General features: G+C 44.9%; 15 protein-coding genes. 10 read left to right on the forward strand and 5 right to left on the reverse strand.

Features of this window, described 5'->3' with window-relative positions; all coding sequences use genetic code 11:
* Positions 1 to 70 precede the first annotated feature (70 nt).
* From oppB to MSG38_RS12970, 5 genes are all read left to right on the forward strand, one after another.
* On the forward strand, positions 71 to 991 hold the full coding sequence (oppB, locus tag MSG38_RS12950) for an oligopeptide ABC transporter permease OppB (protein ID WP_017062174.1): 921 nt from the start codon (positions 71 to 73) through the stop codon (positions 989 to 991).
* Positions 992 to 1,006: 15 nt separating this feature from the next.
* Positions 1,007 to 1,909, forward strand: a complete 903-nt coding sequence (gene oppC / locus MSG38_RS12955; RefSeq protein ID WP_065676819.1) for an oligopeptide ABC transporter permease OppC — start codon at positions 1,007 to 1,009, stop codon at positions 1,907 to 1,909.
* Positions 1,910 to 1,951: 42 nt separating this feature from the next.
* Positions 1,952 to 2,923: an ABC transporter ATP-binding protein gene (locus MSG38_RS12960; RefSeq protein WP_012603544.1), complete on the forward strand. Its 972-nt coding sequence runs from the start codon at positions 1,952 to 1,954 to the stop codon at positions 2,921 to 2,923.
* Positions 2,920 to 3,906: a murein tripeptide/oligopeptide ABC transporter ATP binding protein OppF gene (gene oppF / locus MSG38_RS12965; RefSeq protein ID WP_009848634.1), complete on the forward strand. Its 987-nt coding sequence runs from the start codon at positions 2,920 to 2,922 to the stop codon at positions 3,904 to 3,906. Before MSG38_RS12960 ends, oppF begins: the two co-directional genes overlap by 4 nt.
* A gap of 182 nt (positions 3,907 to 4,088) precedes the next feature.
* The gene (locus MSG38_RS12970) at positions 4,089 to 5,027 is read left to right on the forward strand and encodes a glutathione S-transferase family protein (protein ID WP_248401980.1); all 939 of its coding nucleotides are present in this window, start codon (positions 4,089 to 4,091) and stop codon (positions 5,025 to 5,027) included.
* Between the two features lie 82 nt (positions 5,028 to 5,109).
* Here MSG38_RS12970 and pta read toward each other — a convergent pair whose 3' ends face one another.
* Complete coding sequence (gene pta, locus MSG38_RS12975) at positions 5,110 to 7,275, reverse strand: phosphate acetyltransferase (protein ID WP_017069189.1); 2,166 nt, start codon at positions 7,273 to 7,275, stop codon at positions 5,110 to 5,112.
* A gap of 147 nt (positions 7,276 to 7,422) precedes the next feature.
* Positions 7,423 to 8,619: an acetate kinase gene (locus tag MSG38_RS12980; protein ID WP_017107306.1), complete on the reverse strand. Its 1,197-nt coding sequence runs from the start codon at positions 8,617 to 8,619 to the stop codon at positions 7,423 to 7,425.
* A 341-nt stretch (positions 8,620 to 8,960) separates the two neighbouring features.
* Between MSG38_RS12980 and yfbV the strand changes: the two genes are divergently transcribed.
* The 4 genes from yfbV to MSG38_RS13000 all read left to right on the forward strand — a co-directional run bounded on the left by yfbV (position 8,961) and on the right by MSG38_RS13000 (position 14,377).
* Complete coding sequence (gene yfbV / locus MSG38_RS12985; protein WP_017062168.1) at positions 8,961 to 9,413, forward strand: terminus macrodomain insulation protein YfbV; 453 nt, start codon at positions 8,961 to 8,963, stop codon at positions 9,411 to 9,413.
* 302 nt (positions 9,414 to 9,715) lie between these two features.
* Positions 9,716 to 10,681, forward strand: coding sequence for an ABC transporter substrate-binding protein (locus MSG38_RS12990; protein ID WP_248401981.1), 966 nt, complete (start codon positions 9,716 to 9,718; stop codon positions 10,679 to 10,681).
* A gap of 190 nt (positions 10,682 to 10,871) precedes the next feature.
* A complete protein-coding gene (malZ, locus tag MSG38_RS12995; RefSeq protein WP_248401982.1) occupies positions 10,872 to 12,719 on the forward strand; it encodes a maltodextrin glucosidase in 1,848 nt (615 codons plus the stop codon).
* Between the two features lie 191 nt (positions 12,720 to 12,910).
* A complete protein-coding gene (locus MSG38_RS13000; protein ID WP_059020260.1) occupies positions 12,911 to 14,377 on the forward strand; it encodes a sensor domain-containing diguanylate cyclase in 1,467 nt (488 codons plus the stop codon).
* A gap of 120 nt (positions 14,378 to 14,497) precedes the next feature.
* On the opposite strand, the gene dusC is transcribed toward MSG38_RS13000, so the two are convergent.
* On the reverse strand, positions 14,498 to 15,454 hold the full coding sequence (gene dusC, locus MSG38_RS13005) for a tRNA dihydrouridine(16) synthase DusC (protein ID WP_017069187.1): 957 nt from the start codon (positions 15,452 to 15,454) through the stop codon (positions 14,498 to 14,500).
* Positions 15,455 to 15,629: 175 nt separating this feature from the next.
* Between dusC and MSG38_RS13010 the strand changes: the two genes are divergently transcribed.
* Positions 15,630 to 16,250: an SEC-C metal-binding domain-containing protein gene (locus MSG38_RS13010; protein ID WP_048613192.1), complete on the forward strand. Its 621-nt coding sequence runs from the start codon at positions 15,630 to 15,632 to the stop codon at positions 16,248 to 16,250.
* 125 nt (positions 16,251 to 16,375) lie between these two features.
* On the opposite strand, the gene dsbB is transcribed toward MSG38_RS13010, so the two are convergent.
* Positions 16,376 to 16,885: a disulfide bond formation protein DsbB gene (dsbB, locus tag MSG38_RS13015; RefSeq protein WP_048617897.1), complete on the reverse strand. Its 510-nt coding sequence runs from the start codon at positions 16,883 to 16,885 to the stop codon at positions 16,376 to 16,378.
* A 146-nt stretch (positions 16,886 to 17,031) separates the two neighbouring features.
* Positions 17,032 to 18,624, reverse strand: a complete 1,593-nt coding sequence (gene nhaB / locus MSG38_RS13020; protein ID WP_048613194.1) for a Na(+)/H(+) antiporter NhaB — start codon at positions 18,622 to 18,624, stop codon at positions 17,032 to 17,034.
* Between the last annotated feature and the right edge of the window lie 93 nt (positions 18,625 to 18,717).

Here is an 18,717-nt window from a genome sequence, read left to right on the forward strand (position 1 = left end):
CACTACATGCGCAGGGCGCGCGTGTAGCGTCTTTCTAATTTTAATTGTCACAGACTGAAAGAGTGAGTTTATGCTTAAATTCATTATGAAAAGGATATTTGAAGCGATTCCAACCATGTTGGTGTTGATCACTATATCTTTCTTTCTCATGCGTTTCGCACCGGGTAACCCGTTTTCAAGCGAGCGTCCATTACCGCCAGAAGTTATGGCTAACATCGAAGCTAAATACGGCTTGGATAAACCAGTATTTGAACAATACACCACGTATTTGACAAATATCTTACAAGGTGACTTCGGTCCCTCTTTTAAATACCAAGATTATACAGTAAATGAGCTGATCGCGGTTGCACTTCCAGTATCTGCGAAGGTAGGTTTCGTTGCCTTTATCTTCACACTATTGATGGGGGTCACCGTCGGGACGATTGCCGCCTTGAAGCACAATACCTGGGTCGACTACACCATAATGTCGACCGCCATGCTCGGGGTGGTGATGCCATCCTTCGTGTTGGCACCGGCGCTTATTTACCTTTTCTCCCTGCATTGGAACATATTCCCAGCAGGTGGTTGGCATGGCGGTACATTTATGTACATCGTGCTGCCTGTTATCGCGATGTCTCTTCTTTACGTAGCAACCTTTGCTCGTATTACTCGCGGTAGCATGATTGAAACGCTAAACAGTAACTTTATCCGAACTGCTCGTGCAAAAGGTCTAAGCTACCGTTATATCATTCTAAAACATGCACTTAAGCCAGCAATGCTGCCTGTTGTTTCTTACATGGGACCTGCGTTCGTAGGTATCATCACAGGTTCAGTTGTTGTTGAAACCATCTTCGGCCTACCAGGTATCGGTAAGCTGTTTGTTAACGCCGCGTTTAACCGTGACTACTCGCTAGTAATGGGTGTAACCATCTTGATTGGTTTCCTATTCATCTTGTTCAACGCAATCGTTGATATTTTGCTAGCGCTGATTGACCCGAAAATTCGCTACTAACAGGGACGCATGGTTATGTTGAAGAAAAAAGAAAATTTAGAAGCGATCGAAAAGTTCTCTGAGAGCTTAGAGATTGAAGGTCGTAGTTTGTGGCAGGACGCGCGCATTCGTTTCATGCGAAACAAAGCAGCAATGGTGAGCCTGTTCATTCTTACGCTTATGGTACTGGCAGTTATCTTCTTACCGATGCTGGCTCAGTACACTTATGATGATACTGACTGGTACGCAATGCACGTTGGTCCGAATGCGGATCACTGGTTTGGTACAGATAGCTTAGGTCGTGATTTGTACGTTCGTACTCTTGTCGGTGGCCGCATCTCATTGATGGTTGGTGTGATGGGTGCATTCGTAGCGGTACTGATTGGTACGCTTTACGGTGCCGCTTCTGGCTTCATCGGTGGTCGTACTGACCGAGTGATGATGCGTATCCTAGAGATTTTGTACGCAGTACCATTCATGTTCCTAGTTATCGTACTGGTAACGTTCTTTGGTCGTAACATCATCCTGATCTTCGTTGCTATTGGTGCGATTGCTTGGCTAGATATGGCGCGTATTGTACGTGGTCAAACGTTGAGCCTACGTAGTAAAGAGTTCATTGAAGCTGCACACGTATGTGGTGTAAGCAAATGGAAGATCATTACACGCCACATCGTACCGAATGTACTGGGTATCGTAGCGGTTTACTCTACGCTGCTTATTCCAAGCATGATCCTTACAGAGTCATTCTTATCTTTCCTTGGTCTTGGTGTTCAAGAGCCTATGACAAGCTGGGGCGCATTGCTTCAAGAAGGTTCGCAAACAATGGAAGTTGCAATCTGGCAATTAACATTCCCTGCGGCATTCATGGTAGTTACGCTGTTCTGCTTTAACTACGTAGGTGATGGTCTGCGCGACGCGCTTGATCCAAAAGACAGATAAAGAAATAGCAATTAAAAGCTATAAAAGATTAAGGAAGCAATAATGAGCTTATTAGATGTCAAAGATCTGCGCGTCGAATTTACCACGCAAGATGGTATCGTAACCGCAGTAAACGACCTGAACTTCTCACTCAATCAAGGCGAAACGCTGGGTATTGTTGGTGAGTCGGGTTCGGGTAAATCTCAAACGGTATTTGCACTAATGGGACTGCTGGCTAAGAACGGCATCATCTCAGGCAGTGCAAAGTTTGAAGGTAATGAGATTCTCAATCTACCTGAGAAAGCACTGAACAAAGTTCGTGCTGAACAGATCGCGATGATCTTCCAAGATCCAATGACCTCACTGAACCCTTACATGAAAGTAAGTGATCAGTTGATGGAAGTACTTATGCTGCATAAAGGCATGGGTAAAGCAGAAGCGTTTGAAGAATCAGTACGCATGCTTGAAGCGGTGAAAATCCCTGAAGCACGCAAGCGTATCACTATGTACCCGCACGAGTTTTCGGGCGGTATGCGTCAGCGTGTGATGATCGCAATGGCACTGCTGTGTCGTCCTAAATTACTTATCGCTGATGAACCAACAACGGCACTGGATGTAACCATTCAAGCGCAAATCATGGAATTGCTGAACGAACTAAAAGATGAGTTCAATACAGCAATCATTATGATCACCCACGATTTGGGTGTTGTTGCTGGCTCATGTGACAAAGTACTTGTGATGTACGCGGGTCGTACAATGGAATACGGCACGGTTGATGAAATCTTCTACGAGCCAAGCCACCCATATGCGGAAGGCCTGCTTAAAGCGATCCCTCGTTTGGATACCGAAGGTGAAATTCTACCGACGATTCCAGGTAACCCACCTAACTTACTTCGCCTACCAACAGGTTGTCCTTACCAAGACCGTTGTCACCGTGTAATGGACCGTTGTAAGCAAGAAGCACCGATTTTGCAGCCATTTGCTAAAGACCGTCAGCGTGCTTGTTTTTCAGATTGGGAGACTTGGACAAAATGAGTAAAGAATTACTATTAGATATTAAAGACCTGAAAGTTCACTTTAGCATTGCAGCGAAGTCTGCTTGGCCTTGGGCAAAACCATCAAACCTTAAAGCGGTTGATGGGGTTGATGTTCACCTTTACGAAGGCGAAACACTAGGCGTAGTAGGTGAGTCTGGTTGTGGTAAGTCAACTTTTGCCCGTGCGATTATCGGCTTGGTTGAAGCGACTGAAGGGCAAGTGATGTGGTTAGGTCAAGACCTAACTAAGATGCAGGAAGTGAAGCGTCGTGAGACTCGTAAAGAGATTCAGATGATCTTCCAAGACCCGCTAGCGTCGCTTAACCCACGTATGTCAGTAGGCGATATCATTGCTGAGCCTCTAGAGACTTTCTTCCCTGAACTTTCTAAACAAGAAGTGAAGGACAGAGTTAAAGAAATGATGGCAAAGGTTGGTCTACTACCAAACGTAATCAACCGTTACCCACATGAATTCTCTGGTGGTCAGTGTCAGCGTATTGGTATTGCACGTGCGCTTATCTTGAAACCTAAGATGATCATCTGTGATGAACCTGTTTCTGCATTGGATGTATCTATCCAAGCTCAAGTAGTTAACCTTCTGAAAGAGCTACAGAAAGAACTTGGTTTGTCTTTGGTATTCATCGCGCACGACTTGTCAGTGGTTAAACACATCTCTGACCGTGTCTTGGTGATGTACCTAGGTAACGCGGTAGAGCTTGGTGAATCAGATGCCTTATTCTCTGACCCTAAACACCCGTACACCAAAGCGTTGATGTCTGCAGTTCCGATTCCAGACCCTCGTCTAGAGCGCAACAAAACGATTCAGATGTTGGAGGGTGATTTACCATCGCCAATCAATCCACCATCAGGTTGTGTGTTCCGTACGCGTTGCCCACAAGCAACAGAGGCGTGTGCGCAAACTAAGCCAACCATTCAAGGCGATGACGTACACGCAGTATCTTGCTTGCACGTACAAGTCTAGAGCCTATTTAAACCGGTTCAGCCTGTGACAGGCTTAAGCGCAACTTGTTTATGAGTTGCGCTTTTTTTGTGTCAGAACAAGCCTCCTTCAAATAATTCGAACAACTAGGCCAACTTCTTCTAGTTTTGAAAAAGTTGGCTTTTTTTATACTAGGGAAAAGCTTGGATGACAGAGGTTTGGATATGGGTAAGTTAGTTGAAGGTGTTTGGCACGACGTGTGGTACGACACCAAAGAAAGCGGTGGTAAGTTCGTTCGTGAAGATGCGGGCTTTCGTCACTGGGTAGAGAACAAACCGGGCGCGCAGTTTCAGCCGGAAAGCGGCCGTTATCACTTATACGTATCGTTAGCTTGTCCTTGGGCGCACCGCACTCTGATCTTCCGTGAGCTGAAAGACCTGACCGATCACATCGATGTGACAGTAGTTTGCCCCGACATGATGAGTGAAGGGTGGCAAATGGGCTTGCCTGAGCCTCTGTTTGGTCATACCCGCATGCATCAAATCTACACTCAAGCCAAACGGGATTACTCGGGCAGAGTAACGGTACCTGTGCTGTGGGATAAGAAAACCAACACCATTGTGAGTAACGAGTCGTCTGAGATTATCCGTATGTTTAACTCCGAATTTAATGAGTTAACAGGCAACACCGATGATTACTACCCGTGGGAGTTATCCAAGAAGATTGATGAGTGGAATGATTATATCTACCCAACCATCAACAACGGCGTATACCGAACCGGCTTTGCGACAACACAAGAAGCCTATGAAGAAGCGTATGACGCCTTGTTTGAAGCCTTAGACAAAGTAGACGCTCACCTTAGCGAACATCGCTATTTGGCGGGTAACGAGATTACAGAAGCGGATTGGCGCTTGTTCACTACTCTGGTTCGATTTGATGCGGTGTATGTGGGTCACTTCAAGTGTAACAAGCAGCGAATTGCTGACTACCCACATATTCAAGGGTACTTAAAAGAGTTGTACCAAATAGAGGGTATTAAAGAGACGACCGATTTCTATCATATCAAGCGTCACTACTACTACAGCCATACCGGTATTAACCCAACTCAAGTGGTACCTAAAGGGCCAGGTCTGGATTTAGAATCGCCCCACGGTCGAGGCTAGGCTTACCAAGTAGTTCCTTTACTCCAGACATAAAAAAACCCTAGATAAACATCTAGGGTTTTTGCTTTCTACAAAAGAAAAATTAGTTAATTACTTTTTCTTCAGCTTGTGCAGCTTGGTCTGCTTGGATAGCCGTTAGAGCTACTGTGTAAACGATATCGTCTACTAGAGCACCACGAGACAAGTCATTTACTGGCTTGCGCATACCTTGAAGCATTGGACCGATAGACACTAGGTCTGCTGAACGCTGTACAGCTTTGTAAGTCGTGTTACCCGTATTTAGATCTGGGAATACGAATACTGTCGCTTTACCTGCAACTGGAGAGTTAGGCGCTTTAGAAGCGGCTACGTTTTCCATGATTGCTGCATCGTACTGTAGAGGACCGTCGATCACTAGATCAGGACGTTTCTCTTGAGCAAGTTTCGTTGCTTCACGTACTTTATCTACGTCTGCACCCTTACCAGATTCACCAGTAGAGTAAGAGATCATAGCAACGCGTGGGTCGATACCGAATGCCGCAGCAGAATCTGCAGATTGGATAGCGATTTCAGCAAGCTGTTCAGCTGTTGGATCTGGGTTGATCGCACAGTCACCGTATACAAGAACTTGATCAGGCAGAAGCATGAAGAAGATTGAAGATACGATAGAAGCATCAGGAGCAGTCTTGATGATCTGGAACGGAGGAACGATTGTGTTCGCCGTTGTGTGAACAGCACCAGAAACTAAGCCGTCAACTTCGCCAGCTTCAAGCATCATAGTACCTAGGAATACTGAATCTTCTAGCTTCTCACGAGCAACAACTTCAGTCATACCTTTAGCGCCACGAAGTTCTACTAGACGAGCTACGTAGTTTTCGCGAACTGATGCAGAATCGATGATCTCAACGCCAGCGCCAAGCTCAACACCTTGCTGCGCTGCAACGCGACGGATTTCTTCAGGGTTACCTAGAAGTACACACGTTGCGATACCGCGCTCAGCACAGATAGCCGCAGCTTTAACTGTACGTGGCTCATCACCTTCAGGAAGAACGATGCGCTTAGCCGCTTTACGAGCAAATTCAGTTAGCTGGTAACGGAATGCTGGTGGGCTTAGACGACGGATGCCTTGAGTACCTTCAGATAGAGAATCAATCCAAGGGCCATCAATGTGGCTTGCAACGTGATCGTTAACGAACTCGATACGCTCTTTATCGTCTGCAGGAACTTCTAGGTTGAAGCTCTGTAGGTTTAGAGACGTCTGCCAAGTGTTACCTTGAGCCTTGAAGATCGGTAGACCTGAAGCGAATGCTGGTGCACAAAGGTTAGCAATGCTTTCTGGAATGTCGTAACCGCCAGTTAGCAGGATTGCGCCAATCTCAACACCGTTTTTCGCAGCAAGAGCCGCAGCAACGATAACGTCAGGACGGTCTGCAGAAGTTACTAGCAGTGAACCTGGTTTGAAGTGCTCAATCATGTGCGGTAGAGAACGTGCACAGAAAGTGATGCTCTTAATACGACGAGTTGAGATTTCACCTTCGTTAACGATTTCTGCGTTAAGGTGCTTAGCCATATCAACCGCACGAGTTGCGATTAGATCGATGCTCCATGGCACACAGCCAAGAACACGGATAGGGCTAGAGTTGAAGATTTGCATTACTTCAAGGTTCGCTTGCTGAGCGCTGTCTGCATCATCGAAGATTTCAGAAAGGTCAGGGCGAGTTCGGCCAGCTTCATCAACAGGAGCGTTAAGCTTGTTGATGATTACGCCTTTGATGTTTTTGTTCTTAGTACCGCCGAAGTTAGAACATGCTACTTCGATACGCTCTTTAAGTTGCGTAGGGTTGTCAGTACCAGGAGTCGCAACAAATACGATCTCCGCGCCAAGTGTTTTTGCGATTTCCGCGTTCACTTGGTTAGCAAATGGGTGCTTACGAGTAGGTACTAGACCTTCGATTAGCGTAACTTCTGCGTCTTTGTTGATCTTGTTGTATTGCTCAACAACAGACTCAAGAAGCTCGTCCATTTTTTCGCTACCGATCAAAGCTTCAGCTTTAGTCATTGCGATTGGCTCACCAATCTTAATGTCGCTGTTTGCGCTGATGATAGTAGACGTTAGATCTGGTTGGTTACCACCGCTGCGAGGCTGAGCGATTGGCTTGTAGAAAGAAACACTTACGCCCTTACGCTCCATAGCGCGAAGAACACCCATGCTAACACTAGTAAGACCAACACCAGCGCTTGTAGGGATAAGCATAATAGTACGTGACATTGACGAACACCTTTGACTATTGGAAATAAAAAAAGCTCAACTGCTATTCCCACCGATATTTAAATTGGGGTAGGAATAGAAGTTGAGCCCCATTTTCTTGATATGAAAAACTGACTAGCTTCGAGTGAAGCTAGTCAGGAAAATCAATTAAAGACCTGCTAGTTTCGCAGTGTCTTCAGCAATTACTAGCTCTTCGTTAGTAGAGATAACCATTGCAGGGATACGGCTGTTAGCTGTAGTGATAGTACCTTCGCCGCCGAAACGAGCTTTAAGGTTAGCTTCACCGTCAACTTCGATGCCGAAGATGCCTAGGCGGTTAAGAACCATTTCACGGATTGGGCCAGAGTTCTCGCCGATGCCGCCAGTGAAAGTGATTGCGTCTAGACGACCTTCTAGAGTTGCAGTGTAACCAGCAACGTACTTAGCTAGACGGTGACAGAACACGTCCATTGCACGAGTTGCTTCTTCTTTCTCACCGTAGTTGTCTTCAACGAAACGACAGTCAGAAGTCACTTCAGTTAGACCAGCAAGACCAGACTCTTTAGTTAGCATGTTGTTGATTTCTTCAACAGAGTAACCAAGAGCGTCGTGTAGGTGGAAGATGATCGCAGGATCTAGGTCACCACAACGAGTACCCATAACAAGACCTTCAAGAGGAGTCAGACCCATAGAAGTATCTACAGATTGACCGTTCTTGATTGCACATACAGAAGCGCCGTTACCTAGGTGACAGTTGATGATGTTAACTTCTTCAACTGGCTTGTTTAGTAGGCCTGCAACTTCACGAGTGATGAATAGGTGAGAAGTACCGTGCATGCCGTAACGACGGATGCCGTGCTCTTTGTACAGGTTGTACGGTAGAGCGTATAGGTAAGACTCAGAAGGCATTGTTTGGTGGAACGCAGTGTCAAATACAGCAACGTTTTGTAGACCAGGGAAGTTCTGTTGAGCCGCTTCGATACCGATAAGGTGAGCTGGGTTGTGAAGAGGTGCGAAAGTCGCAGCGTCTTGAATACCCTTAAGAACTTCATCAGTGATAAGTGCAGAAGAAGTGAACTGCTCGCCACCGTGTACGATACGGTGACCGATAGCGCCAAGGTTAGCTTTAAGCTCAGGCTTAGAAGCAAGAATAGTTTCTACCATGAAAGATAGTGCTTCTACGTGAGCTGCGCCCGCGCCTAGTTGTGCTTCATGCTTGCCATCAAGTTTCCACTTCATACGAGCTTCTGGAAGACCTAGACACTCAGCAAGACCAGTTAGGTGCTCTGCACCTGTTTCTGCATCAACAACAGCGAATTTAAGAGAAGAACTACCACAGTTTAAAACTAAAACTAGCTTAGACATTAATGACTACCTGTTTATTTTTCTGATCGAAATCAGTTAAGGATGAAAATTAATCTCAAGAATAGTCGAAGCACATAGGCTTGCGTACTAACCTTGGTCAAAAAAACGTTAATTTCCGTATAAAGTGAAAGCGCTCTTTATCAAAAAGAGGCTTGTGCATTCCTTGCAGAAGTCTTCTCAAAGTTGCTTAAATTGTAAATAAGGGCAACAATGAGATTGAGGTCTGCAAATAATAGCGATATTGTGCAAATATAACAAAAAAATTTGAAAGAATATTATTTTTCGTCAAATTTTTGTGTTTTTAGTTGATGATTTCAACTTTTTTTTAATGGGAGACTCATATGAGCAATAGAGTTGGTTTAGCTAGTAGTTTAAAAGATGGCCAAAAGTACATGGATCTCTGGCCCGTCCGAAAAGAGTTAAACGCGATCTTCCCAGAACAGCGCATTATTAAAGCGACCCGTTTTGGCGTGAAAGTGATGCCTGCGATTGCCGCTATCAGTGTTCTTACACAAATGGTCTTTAATAATTACCAAGCGATGCCACAGGCTGTGGTTATGGCTTTGTTTGCGATCAGCTTGCCGCTTCAAGGTATGTGGTGGTTGGGCAATCGCTCAAATACACAACTTCCGCCAGCGCTAGTATCGTGGTACCGCGAACTGCATGAAAAGATCACTGAAACGGGTTTTGCGTTAGAGCCTATGAAGCCGCGACCTCGCTATAAAGAATTGGCAATCATTTTAAATCGTGCGTTTCGTCAGTTAGATAAGTCCTCAATGGAGCGTTGGTTCTAAAGAATCCCAGCTCTCCCTCTTGTCTGAGAACAACTATTCATCTTCTATAGCTTGTTCTCAGATTTGCTCCTCTCTTTGTTACCTCGCTTACTTTCCGTTTAGCTTACCTGTCCTTATTCACTTGGTTTCTTACCTTCCTCCGAAGTCAATATAACCTTTCTCACATAACTCGAGCCTTGTTGTATTTTTGTTAAATATCACTTCAAGTTATCAATGGTTACTGGTAATAATATCAATAGTGATTTTGATGTTGTTCTCTTTGAGCGAGTAATGACGGGTAGAGCTTGATTCAGGGAGCGATAATGAGTTCTGTAAGAAAGGTATTGGCAGCGGTTTTAAGTTGCTGGATGTTGCTATGGACTGGCAATGTAACAGCAAATATTGCCAAGGTATCAGTGTCACAAGTCGTAGATCATCCAGATCTGAATGCGACACGTCTAGGGCTTCTTGAAGGATTGAGAGCCAAGGGCTATGAACCCGGTAAGAACTTAGAATTCTCCTATGAAATGGCGAATGGTAACCCGGCTCAGGCAGCCAAGATAGCCAGAGAGCTCGTCAGTGAAAATCCTCATGTACTCGTTGGCATCGCGACACCGACTTCACAAGCTTTGGTTTCGGCAACCCGTTCGATACCGATTGTGTTTACCGCGGTTACGGATCCTATCGGTGCTAGGCTGGTCAAACAGCTAGAAAAGCCGGGCCGGAATGTCACGGGTCTTTCTGATCTCTCTCCAATTATTCAACATGTCTCTTTGATCAAAGAGCTTCTTCCTAAGGCAAGTTCAATCGGTGTGGTTTATAACCCTGCCGAAGCGAATGCCGTTGCGTTAGTTGGGTTATTGAGAAAGGCGACCCGAGATTTCGGTTATACACTTCACACCGAAAAAGCGCTGACTGTTGACGATGTCGAAGCAAAAGCAGAATCCATTGCTAAGAAGTCTGATGTTATCTATGCCTTGACCGATAACACGGTTGCAAGCGGCATGGAGGGGCTGATAGACGCTGCAAACCAAGCTGGCACACCTGTGGTTGCAGGAGCAACGTCTTATGTCGGGAAGGGAGCGATTGCTGGTTTAGGTCTAGATTATTATGATGTTGGGGTTCAGACTGCGGATTATGTCGCAGCCATTCTGGAAGGACAGAAGCCGGGGAAGCTGAGTGTCAAAACTGCGCAAAGTTCTCAGCTGGTGGTCAACCTAGATGCTGCACGTGAGCTTGGCGTGACAGTGCCTCAGTCTGTGATTGATCGTGCGGTCATTAGCCGCTGATGGCGCTATTCCAAATTTGATATCCCTTTCTCAAATGGGTGACTCAATTGATCATTTTGAGAGAAATCGACTTACTGTAAACAAAGTGGATCTACAAAACGTGATCTACTTTAACGGATGTTATTTTTCTCATTGTGGTCAATGAAATTTTTCATATCTTAAGCAAATTGAACATTGCTCGAGAACCGCTATGAAACCATTTATCTTTCATGCTCAAACTTCTGATTACTTCCACGAAAACGATGGCGTATTAACCGTAACATTATTGTCTGAACGCAATGAATGGAATAAGGTTCAGTTGAGGCACGAGCCAGATAACGAAGAGTATCTGCTCGATATGACAAAGGTGGGTGCACAAGGTCGGTTGACGCTTTGGCAGGTCTCTTTTCCTGTTAATACAGATAGAAGTGTTACGCACTATGCGTTCAAGCTTGTCGATTCAAAGGGACAATACTGGCTGGATGCGAAAGGCGTTCACAGCCGTGTTTCGAGTCGCGAATTTCACTTTAAATTTAATAGCCAACATCAGCCACCAGCGTGGGTGTCAGAGCAAGTCTTCTATCAAATCTTCCCAGAACGTTTTTGTAACGGAAACCCGAGCATTAGTGTCAAAGCTGGGGAATATCGCCTAAAAGAAAACACCTTAGATGTTGTGGTGAAAGAGTGGGGTGACTCTGTAGAAGGACACAATGGAACGGGGGCTGCAGAGTTCTTCGGTGGTGACCTCGCAGGCATTCATAGCAAGTTAGATTATCTACAAGATCTAGGCATCACCGCGCTGTATCTCAATCCAATTTTTCAGTCGCCTAGTAATCATAAATACGACACAACGGATTACTACAACATCGACTCGTATTTTGGAAACAATGATGAGTTCGCTGCACTTTCAGAGGACATCCACAAGCGTGATATGAGAGTCGTTCTGGATGCTGTGTTTAACCACACCTCTGTCGAGCACCCTTGGTTCGATAAGCTGAAAGTGACAGGTTCGGGTGCCTATGACCACCCAGGCTCGGCATTTCACGACTACTACTTTTTCGACCCTGACAACCCTCAGCAATATGTCGGCTGGAAAGGGATCAGTTCGCTTCCAGTCTTAAACTTTTCTAATGCTTCCGTGCGAGATTACATATATGAGTCGCAAGACTCTGTGATAAAGCATTGGTTGAAAGCACCTTATAATGTCGATGGTTGGCGCTTCGATGTGATTCACATGTTAGGCGAGGGTGAGGGCGCTTATAACAATGCGCATTATGTAGAGGCATTTCGGAATTCAGCGAAAGCAGAGAACCCTGAGGCCTACATCTTGGGAGAGCATTTCTTTGAAGCCACATCATGGCTACAGGGCCCACAAGAAGATGGGTCTATGAACTATTATGGTTTCGCTCACCCAGTTCGTGCGTTATTGGCGAAACAAGACATCGCGTACGAGCCGATTGACATTGATATGTTCGCTTTCTCTGATTGGTTAGCTGAAGCGAGAGCGAAGGTTCCTTGGTTGAACCAATTATCGCAGCTGAATCAATTGGACAGCCATGATACGGCTCGCCTACTGACGCTGCTAGGGGGCAACCAAGCTAAGCAAAAACTGGCTTTGACGTTACTGTTTACCTATGTTGGAACTCCGTGTTTATACTACGGAACAGAAGTCGGTTTAGAAGGGGGGCAAGACCCAGATAACCGCAGATGTTTCCCATGGGGAGAGGAAGAGTCTTCGTCTTGGTTCCCATTCCATCAAGCCTTGATAAAACTGAGAACAGAACGTCGCAGCTTACAAAGTGGTGCGTACCTCGAGTTGTATTGTGACGCTGAGACGTTAGTGTTCGCCCGCAGCCTCAACGGTGAAAAAACACTGGTTGTGCTCAACCTATCCCAAAATGAAAAGGCGTTGTCTTTGCCTGTGTGGATGCTTGGACAAGAGCAAGGAGAGCTGGTTAATTTGCAAGGCAAGGAGAAGAGCGTGCCGATTGCTAACGGTGCCGTTGATATTCTTGTTCCAGCGATGCAAGCGAAGATTTTTGATGTGGTAAATCGTTGAATTTTAAAATGACTTAAACAATCTCATCTAACCCTGCTTCATGCAGGGTTAGTTTTATAAAAGGAATTGTCTGTTCAATACTTAGGCTCGATTCATATCAATTTACACTCTTTTACCTCGAGGAAAATGGCAATTAATGTAATAATATTAATGGGGTAAATGAAAATAGCTGAACGCTAAGAGCACATTATATGAAAGTAAATAGGCACTTTAGCCTAACCTTTGTCTTCGGGTTTCCCGCTGTGATCGCCGCAATGTTACTTGGCCTAATAGGAAAGAATCATTTTGATTTGGTCAAGAAAGACATCAGCAGCGAATTCCAACGTATTGAAGAGGTGTTCAAACGAACCACAAAGGTAGTGACTGCCCTAGACTACAGCTTCTCCAACTACTACAAATCAGGAAATCCTCTCTTTCTTGATCACAACAAACAAGTTGTGGATGGCCTTTGCCAAATTTGGCCGATTGACGTGTTACTTCTCGCTGATGGTAAAACCTCAGACATCCCGTCTGTCGATATCGACTATATGTTGGTCGGTGAAGAATCCCTTTGTTCCGAAACCAGTGACAGCTACAAAAGTGCGTCTAAGAAGATTGCTCTTGCGCCAATTCTTTCATTCTTATCCCAACTTGATGAGTTCCATAGCGGTGTGCACTTTATTGATAAGCGTGGTTATGTGATCTCGTCGCCTGAAGGGTTTGCTAAGAAACTGAGTAAGGAATTACTTTCAACCATAAAAAGTCGTCCCTATTGGCAAAAAACGGCCAACAATCCAGAAAAGTTAACACTAACAGGCCCTGCTTATCGATTTGAGTCTCTAGACCGAATGATCAGTATGACGATCCCAGTGTTCCACCAAGGTGTGCATCAAGGGATGCTTTCGGTTGATATTGACGCTGACAAGCTGCTTGCAAACTCGAATGAGCATCTTGCAGGTCGGATCGATATCATTGATACCACTTTAGCGACCCCGGTAGATTCTGCGGCTTTTTATCACGAGATCAAACTGGATGGTGTCGCGTCTCACCATGCGATGTATTACGAATTAGACATCACGAAAGAGGTTGAGCACTTTTTCGTCTACGAGAAAGACAGCCTTATTGTTGCCATCATTGTGTATCTGTTCTCTGTAACCATCTTCTTCTACGTCAATTCCAATATTGAACGTGGTTACTTCAAAGATCTCGCAGCCAAAGACCCTATGACAGGGTTATTGAATCGTCGTGGCTTAGAAGCGTTCTGGCGCAGCGTAGAGCACGATCAACTGTTTGCCTTAACCGTCTTCGATATCGATGATTTTAAGTCAATTAACGACACCTACGGCCACGATAAGGGTGATGATGTGATTCGTTATATGTCGCGTCAGATCAGTAACAGTATTCGAAGCAGTGATGTTGCAGCTCGGTTTGGCGGTGAAGAGTTTGTCGTTTACATGAAAGGCGAAGATCGTGAAACTCTGATGAGAACATTAGAGCGAGTGAAGAATGCGATTTGTTCCACTTCAGCCGACATTATTCCAAATGGGTTTACGGTATCTGGTGGTGTCTGCATTGTTGAAACTGAGCAAAGTAAACTTAACTTCGATGAGATATTTAAGTACGCCGATGAAAAGCTGTACGTAGCCAAGACGACGGGTAAAGACCGTCTTGAATTTTAACCACGTTATTGAATCGATGCTTAGTATGAAAGAGGGAAGAGCGAACGTGTCTACCAAGCGAAGCTTATTTGTACCGGTAAACACGTTTGTAGCGTTGGGTATTTAACCCTAAACACAATCTTAAACAGGTTGGCGGCGTTCTTCTTGATAACGCTGAAGGCGTTCTACAATCGGTGGCGCCTTTTTGAAAGTACGAATTTCTTTAAACAGTTCGTTCGCTTCAGGATAGCCTTTACTTAGATAAACAAACCACTGCTTCACTCTATTGGGGTAGTACATGCCTTTGTCCCCTTTAATTTGAAACTCTGAATAGCGCAGCAAAAGTTCAATGACTTTATCCCACGGCATTTTCTGGTGGTTGTGCTTAACGACGTTACCAAGGTTTGGAATATTGAAAGCACCACGGCAGACCATCAATGAATCGACGCCTGTTGCTTCTATGCAATCTTGACCATCTTGATAGTTCCAGATTTCCCCATTAGCAATCAACGGCAGAGACGTTTTTTCTCTTATTTGATTGATGAAATCCCATTTGATTTCGCTGGCTTTATAGCCGCCAACTTTGGTTCTTGCATGCACGGTGAGTTCGTCAGCTTTGGCTTGTTCGATGGCATCGACGATTTCAAAGCACTCTTCCGGATGCTCCCAACCTAATCGAATCTTTGCGGACACAGGTATGTGTGCAGGTACTGCTTCTCGACAGGCGTTTACCACTTGATAAATGAGTTCTGGCTCTTTTAGCAGTGACGCACCACCATTACTTTTGTTTACCGCCTTTGCTGGGCAACCAAAATTAAGATCGATCCCTTTCGCGCCTAAGCTAGCAGCTTGAAAAGCATTCTCGGCCATCCAATTTGGGTGTTGACCTAAAAGCTGGAGATGGATTGGCACACCAGCCATGGTCTGAGAGCCTTGATGTAGCTCAGGGCAAATTCGGTGGAATACATGCGGGGGAAGAAGTTGATCCACGACGCGCACAAACTCTGTCACACAGAGATCGTAATCATTGATCTCTGTGAGAATTTCACGCATTAGGTGGTCTAGAACGCCCTCCATAGGGCCAAGTATTACGCGCATGTTGCTTTACCAAAACTGAGTGAACCGAAAAATTCGAGGCGTGATTGTACGGTGTGCTTACAGAATTGTCACTATGAGTGTGGTGTATGTCTTAATGATGGTTTCGTCTCTTAATAGCGACATCTTTGGGAGGATAGCGTTATAATATCGAAAATGCCCAATATCCAGAGCTTTCATGACATATCAATTATTAAGCCTACCAGAATCAATCACTGACATTACTCCGCAGTTTATGGAAGGTGCAATCCTTGCCTCTAACTTAGCGACCAAACCACTCGATCCAGAAGAGTGGCTTGCTATCGTTGCGCCTGAAGCGGGTAAAGAGCTGGTAACAACGGTGACAGAACAGATTAACCGTCAGCACAACCTGATTCAGCGTAATGAATACCTATTAACAGACGTACTGGCTGAAGGTGACTTTAACGAACAGTTCGCCGATTTTTCTGAAGGCTTCATGATGGTTTGGCCAACAGTCGAAGAGCAGTGGCAGAGCGTGACAGTCGCGGATGGTACTCTACGCATGTTGCAAGCGCTCCTAACAACCTTGATGCTTGCGATTGATGAAGAGCAAACTCAACAACAAATGATCGCTGCAGGGCTTACCAATCCACCATCGCTTGCCGATTTAGTGGGTCAAGTCGATCTGATGATCTCAGAAGTGGCAATGGCGGCTGATGAGGCGATGCTAGGTAATAAATCGCAGAGCGTGAACCCGTTTAAAGATATTGGTCGAAACGACCTTTGCCCTTGTGAAAGCGGCAAGAAGTTTAAACAATGCTGCGGTAAAAACAGCTAATCACGGATTGTTGAACAACTTAGCTTGAGTGAGTAACAGACTTTCTTTAAGTGATAAAAAGTTTAAGCAATAAAAAGTCGACCTTAGGGTCGACTTTTTCGTTTCTGAACATGATGAGCTAATTGTTAGTCATTCTTTGATTTTACAAATTGAGAAATCACTACAAAACCGAAAGCAACTAAGTTGCCTGCGAAGATAATCACCAGCCACTGTGGCATCGAAAGCTCTAAGAACTGCCACACAACTTTGCTGCAGTCGCCGTAAGCCTCAAACATCCACGGAGCCCATTGATTTAAAGGAGCCCAGCTTGGGAAGGTCACGAACAGATCACAAGTAGCAAAAGGAGACGGATTAAACTGGTAGTCAACGTGTTCTAAAGCCAGCGTTAAACCTTTATATGCGCCAAATCCCCAGCCAGCAAGGCCTAACCAACGTGATATTGGGTTATGAGGGGCAATAGCACCAATGATTGCAGCAACACCGATAGCAAGCATAGCAACGCGCTCATAGATGCACATTACGCAAGGGCCAAGCATCATCACGTGTTGGAAGAAGAGAGCGCACGCTTCAAAAAAGACAATAAAAGCCAGCAGTAAAAGCCAAGATAAACGTCCCTTAGAGAAGTCTTTAAGCATTGCAAAAAAGTTCACGAATTTAATCCCGTCTATAAAATGAAAAAGCCCTGATTACTCAGAGCTTTTTATCTTGGATAAGTTTCCTAATCAACTAATATTTTTGATTAGTTAGTTATACTTAATGTGCTTTACAACACAAAGCTGGATTAGTGACCACCGGAGACAACTGGAGCAACGACTTCACCAGTGCGTTGAATGATCCAACCTGCATCATAGAACCATGCTGTCATTGGCTCTACGAAGAACACAATGCCTGCTAGGCCAACAAGTGCCAATACGATGGTGTATGGCAACGCCATGATAACCATGCGGCCGTAAGACAATCTAATTAACGGAGCAAGTGCTGATGTTAATAAGAATAGGAATGCAGCCTGCCCGTTTGGCGTTGCAACAGAAGGTAGGTTAGTACCTGTGTTGATAGCAACAGCAAGTAGGTCGAACTGGTCACGAGTGATGATGCCTTCAACCAGTGCAGTTTTCACTTCATTGATGTAAACCGTACCGACGAACACGTTATCTGAAACCATCGATAGAATACCGTTGGCTACATAGAATAGTGCGAGCTGTGCGCCTTTATCTTCAACGTGAAGTACTGCATCGATCACTGGCTTAAATAGCCCTTGATCAATGATTACCGCAACGACAGCGAAAAAGACAGCAAGAAGTGCAGTAAATGGCAGTGCTTCTTCAAAGGCTTTACCCATCGAGTGCTCTTCAATTACACCAGTAAATGCCGTTGCCAAGATGATCACTGAAAGGCCAATCAAACCTACTTCAGCGACATGAAGCGCAAGGCCAACAATCAGCCAAACTGCGATTGCACTTTGAACCCATAGTTTTGCTACGTCTTGCTTGGTACGGTTTGCACGTTCTTTGTTGTCAAACTCAACCAAGATTTGGCGAACATTCATTGGCAGCTCAGCACCGTAACCAAACACTTTGAATTTCTCGACAAGTGCACAAGTTAAAATACCGCAGAAGAAAACAGGCAGTGTTACTGGCAGCATACGGATGATAAATTCACCGAACTCCCAACCTGCTTGCTTAGCAATGACTAAGTTTTGTGGTTCACCTACCATGGTCATTACACCACCCAGTGCTGTACCCACACCAGCGTGCATTAGCAGTGAACGTAGGAAAGCACGGTAGTTTTCTAGGTCATCACGAGTTAGCTCTGAGATCTCTTCATCATGAGTATGATCGTGCGAAGACGTTGTGCCCTTGCCTGATGCAACCTTGTGGTAGATAGAGTAGAAGCCGACCGCAACGCTAATAACTACGGCGATTACTGTCAGTGCATCTAGGAATGCTGATAAGAAAGCGGCAGCAACACAGAAGGCAACAGAGAGTAAAATTTTAGATTGGATGCCAAGCAAGATCTTCGTGAAAATGAACAAAAGCAGTTCTTTCATGAAGTAAATGCCAGCAACCATGAATACGAGCAAGAGTAATACAGGAAGGTTTGCTTGCAGCTCGTGATAAACCATTTCTGGTTTGGTCATGCCAATGGCGACTGCTTGAATAGCTAATAGACCACCCGGTTGAAGCGGGTAGCATTTGAGAGCCATAGCTAGAGTGAAAATAAACTCAACCACCAATAGCCAGCCCGCAACAAATGGGTCAACTAGGAAGAAAACAAACGGGTTGATGATTAAAAAGGAAATGATGGCAAGTTTATACCAATCAGGAGCTTTACCAAGGAAGTTCTTGATAAAAGCGTTTCCGAGAGACATCGGCATGTTAATACTCTTTTATGTTGATTATGAATAGACAAGCAATACAACATTTTGAGAATCGAGCTATAGAAATTGTTAAAAACTATAACTAACAGT

Origin of the sequence: Vibrio sp. 1CM24A, from assembly GCF_023161725.1 — a bacterium.
GTDB lineage: Bacteria > Pseudomonadota > Gammaproteobacteria > Enterobacterales > Vibrionaceae > Vibrio > Vibrio coralliirubri.

Bases quoted from the DNA above. Each gene is read 5' to 3' on its own strand.
- oppB (WP_017062174.1), top strand. From the start codon at position 71: ATGCTTAAATTCATTATGAAAAGGATATTTGAAGCGATTCCAACCATG.
- oppC (WP_065676819.1), top strand. From the start codon at position 1,007: ATGTTGAAGAAAAAAGAAAATTTAGAAGCGATCGAAAAGTTCTCTGAG.
- MSG38_RS12960 (WP_012603544.1), top strand. From the start codon at position 1,952: ATGAGCTTATTAGATGTCAAAGATCTGCGCGTCGAATTTACCACGCAA.
- oppF (WP_009848634.1), top strand. From the start codon at position 2,920: ATGAGTAAAGAATTACTATTAGATATTAAAGACCTGAAAGTTCACTTT.
- MSG38_RS12970 (WP_248401980.1), top strand. From the start codon at position 4,089: ATGGGTAAGTTAGTTGAAGGTGTTTGGCACGACGTGTGGTACGACACC.
- pta (WP_017069189.1), bottom strand. From the start codon at position 7,275: ATGTCACGTACTATTATGCTTATCCCTACAAGCGCTGGTGTTGGTCTT.
- MSG38_RS12980 (WP_017107306.1), bottom strand. From the start codon at position 8,619: ATGTCTAAGCTAGTTTTAGTTTTAAACTGTGGTAGTTCTTCTCTTAAA.
- yfbV (WP_017062168.1), top strand. From the start codon at position 8,961: ATGAGCAATAGAGTTGGTTTAGCTAGTAGTTTAAAAGATGGCCAAAAG.
- MSG38_RS12990 (WP_248401981.1), top strand. From the start codon at position 9,716: ATGAGTTCTGTAAGAAAGGTATTGGCAGCGGTTTTAAGTTGCTGGATG.
- malZ (WP_248401982.1), top strand. From the start codon at position 10,872: ATGAAACCATTTATCTTTCATGCTCAAACTTCTGATTACTTCCACGAA.
- MSG38_RS13000 (WP_059020260.1), top strand. From the start codon at position 12,911: ATGAAAGTAAATAGGCACTTTAGCCTAACCTTTGTCTTCGGGTTTCCC.
- dusC (WP_017069187.1), bottom strand. From the start codon at position 15,454: ATGCGCGTAATACTTGGCCCTATGGAGGGCGTTCTAGACCACCTAATG.
- MSG38_RS13010 (WP_048613192.1), top strand. From the start codon at position 15,630: ATGACATATCAATTATTAAGCCTACCAGAATCAATCACTGACATTACT.
- dsbB (WP_048617897.1), bottom strand. From the start codon at position 16,885: ATGCTTAAAGACTTCTCTAAGGGACGTTTATCTTGGCTTTTACTGCTG.
- nhaB (WP_048613194.1), bottom strand. From the start codon at position 18,624: ATGCCGATGTCTCTCGGAAACGCTTTTATCAAGAACTTCCTTGGTAAA.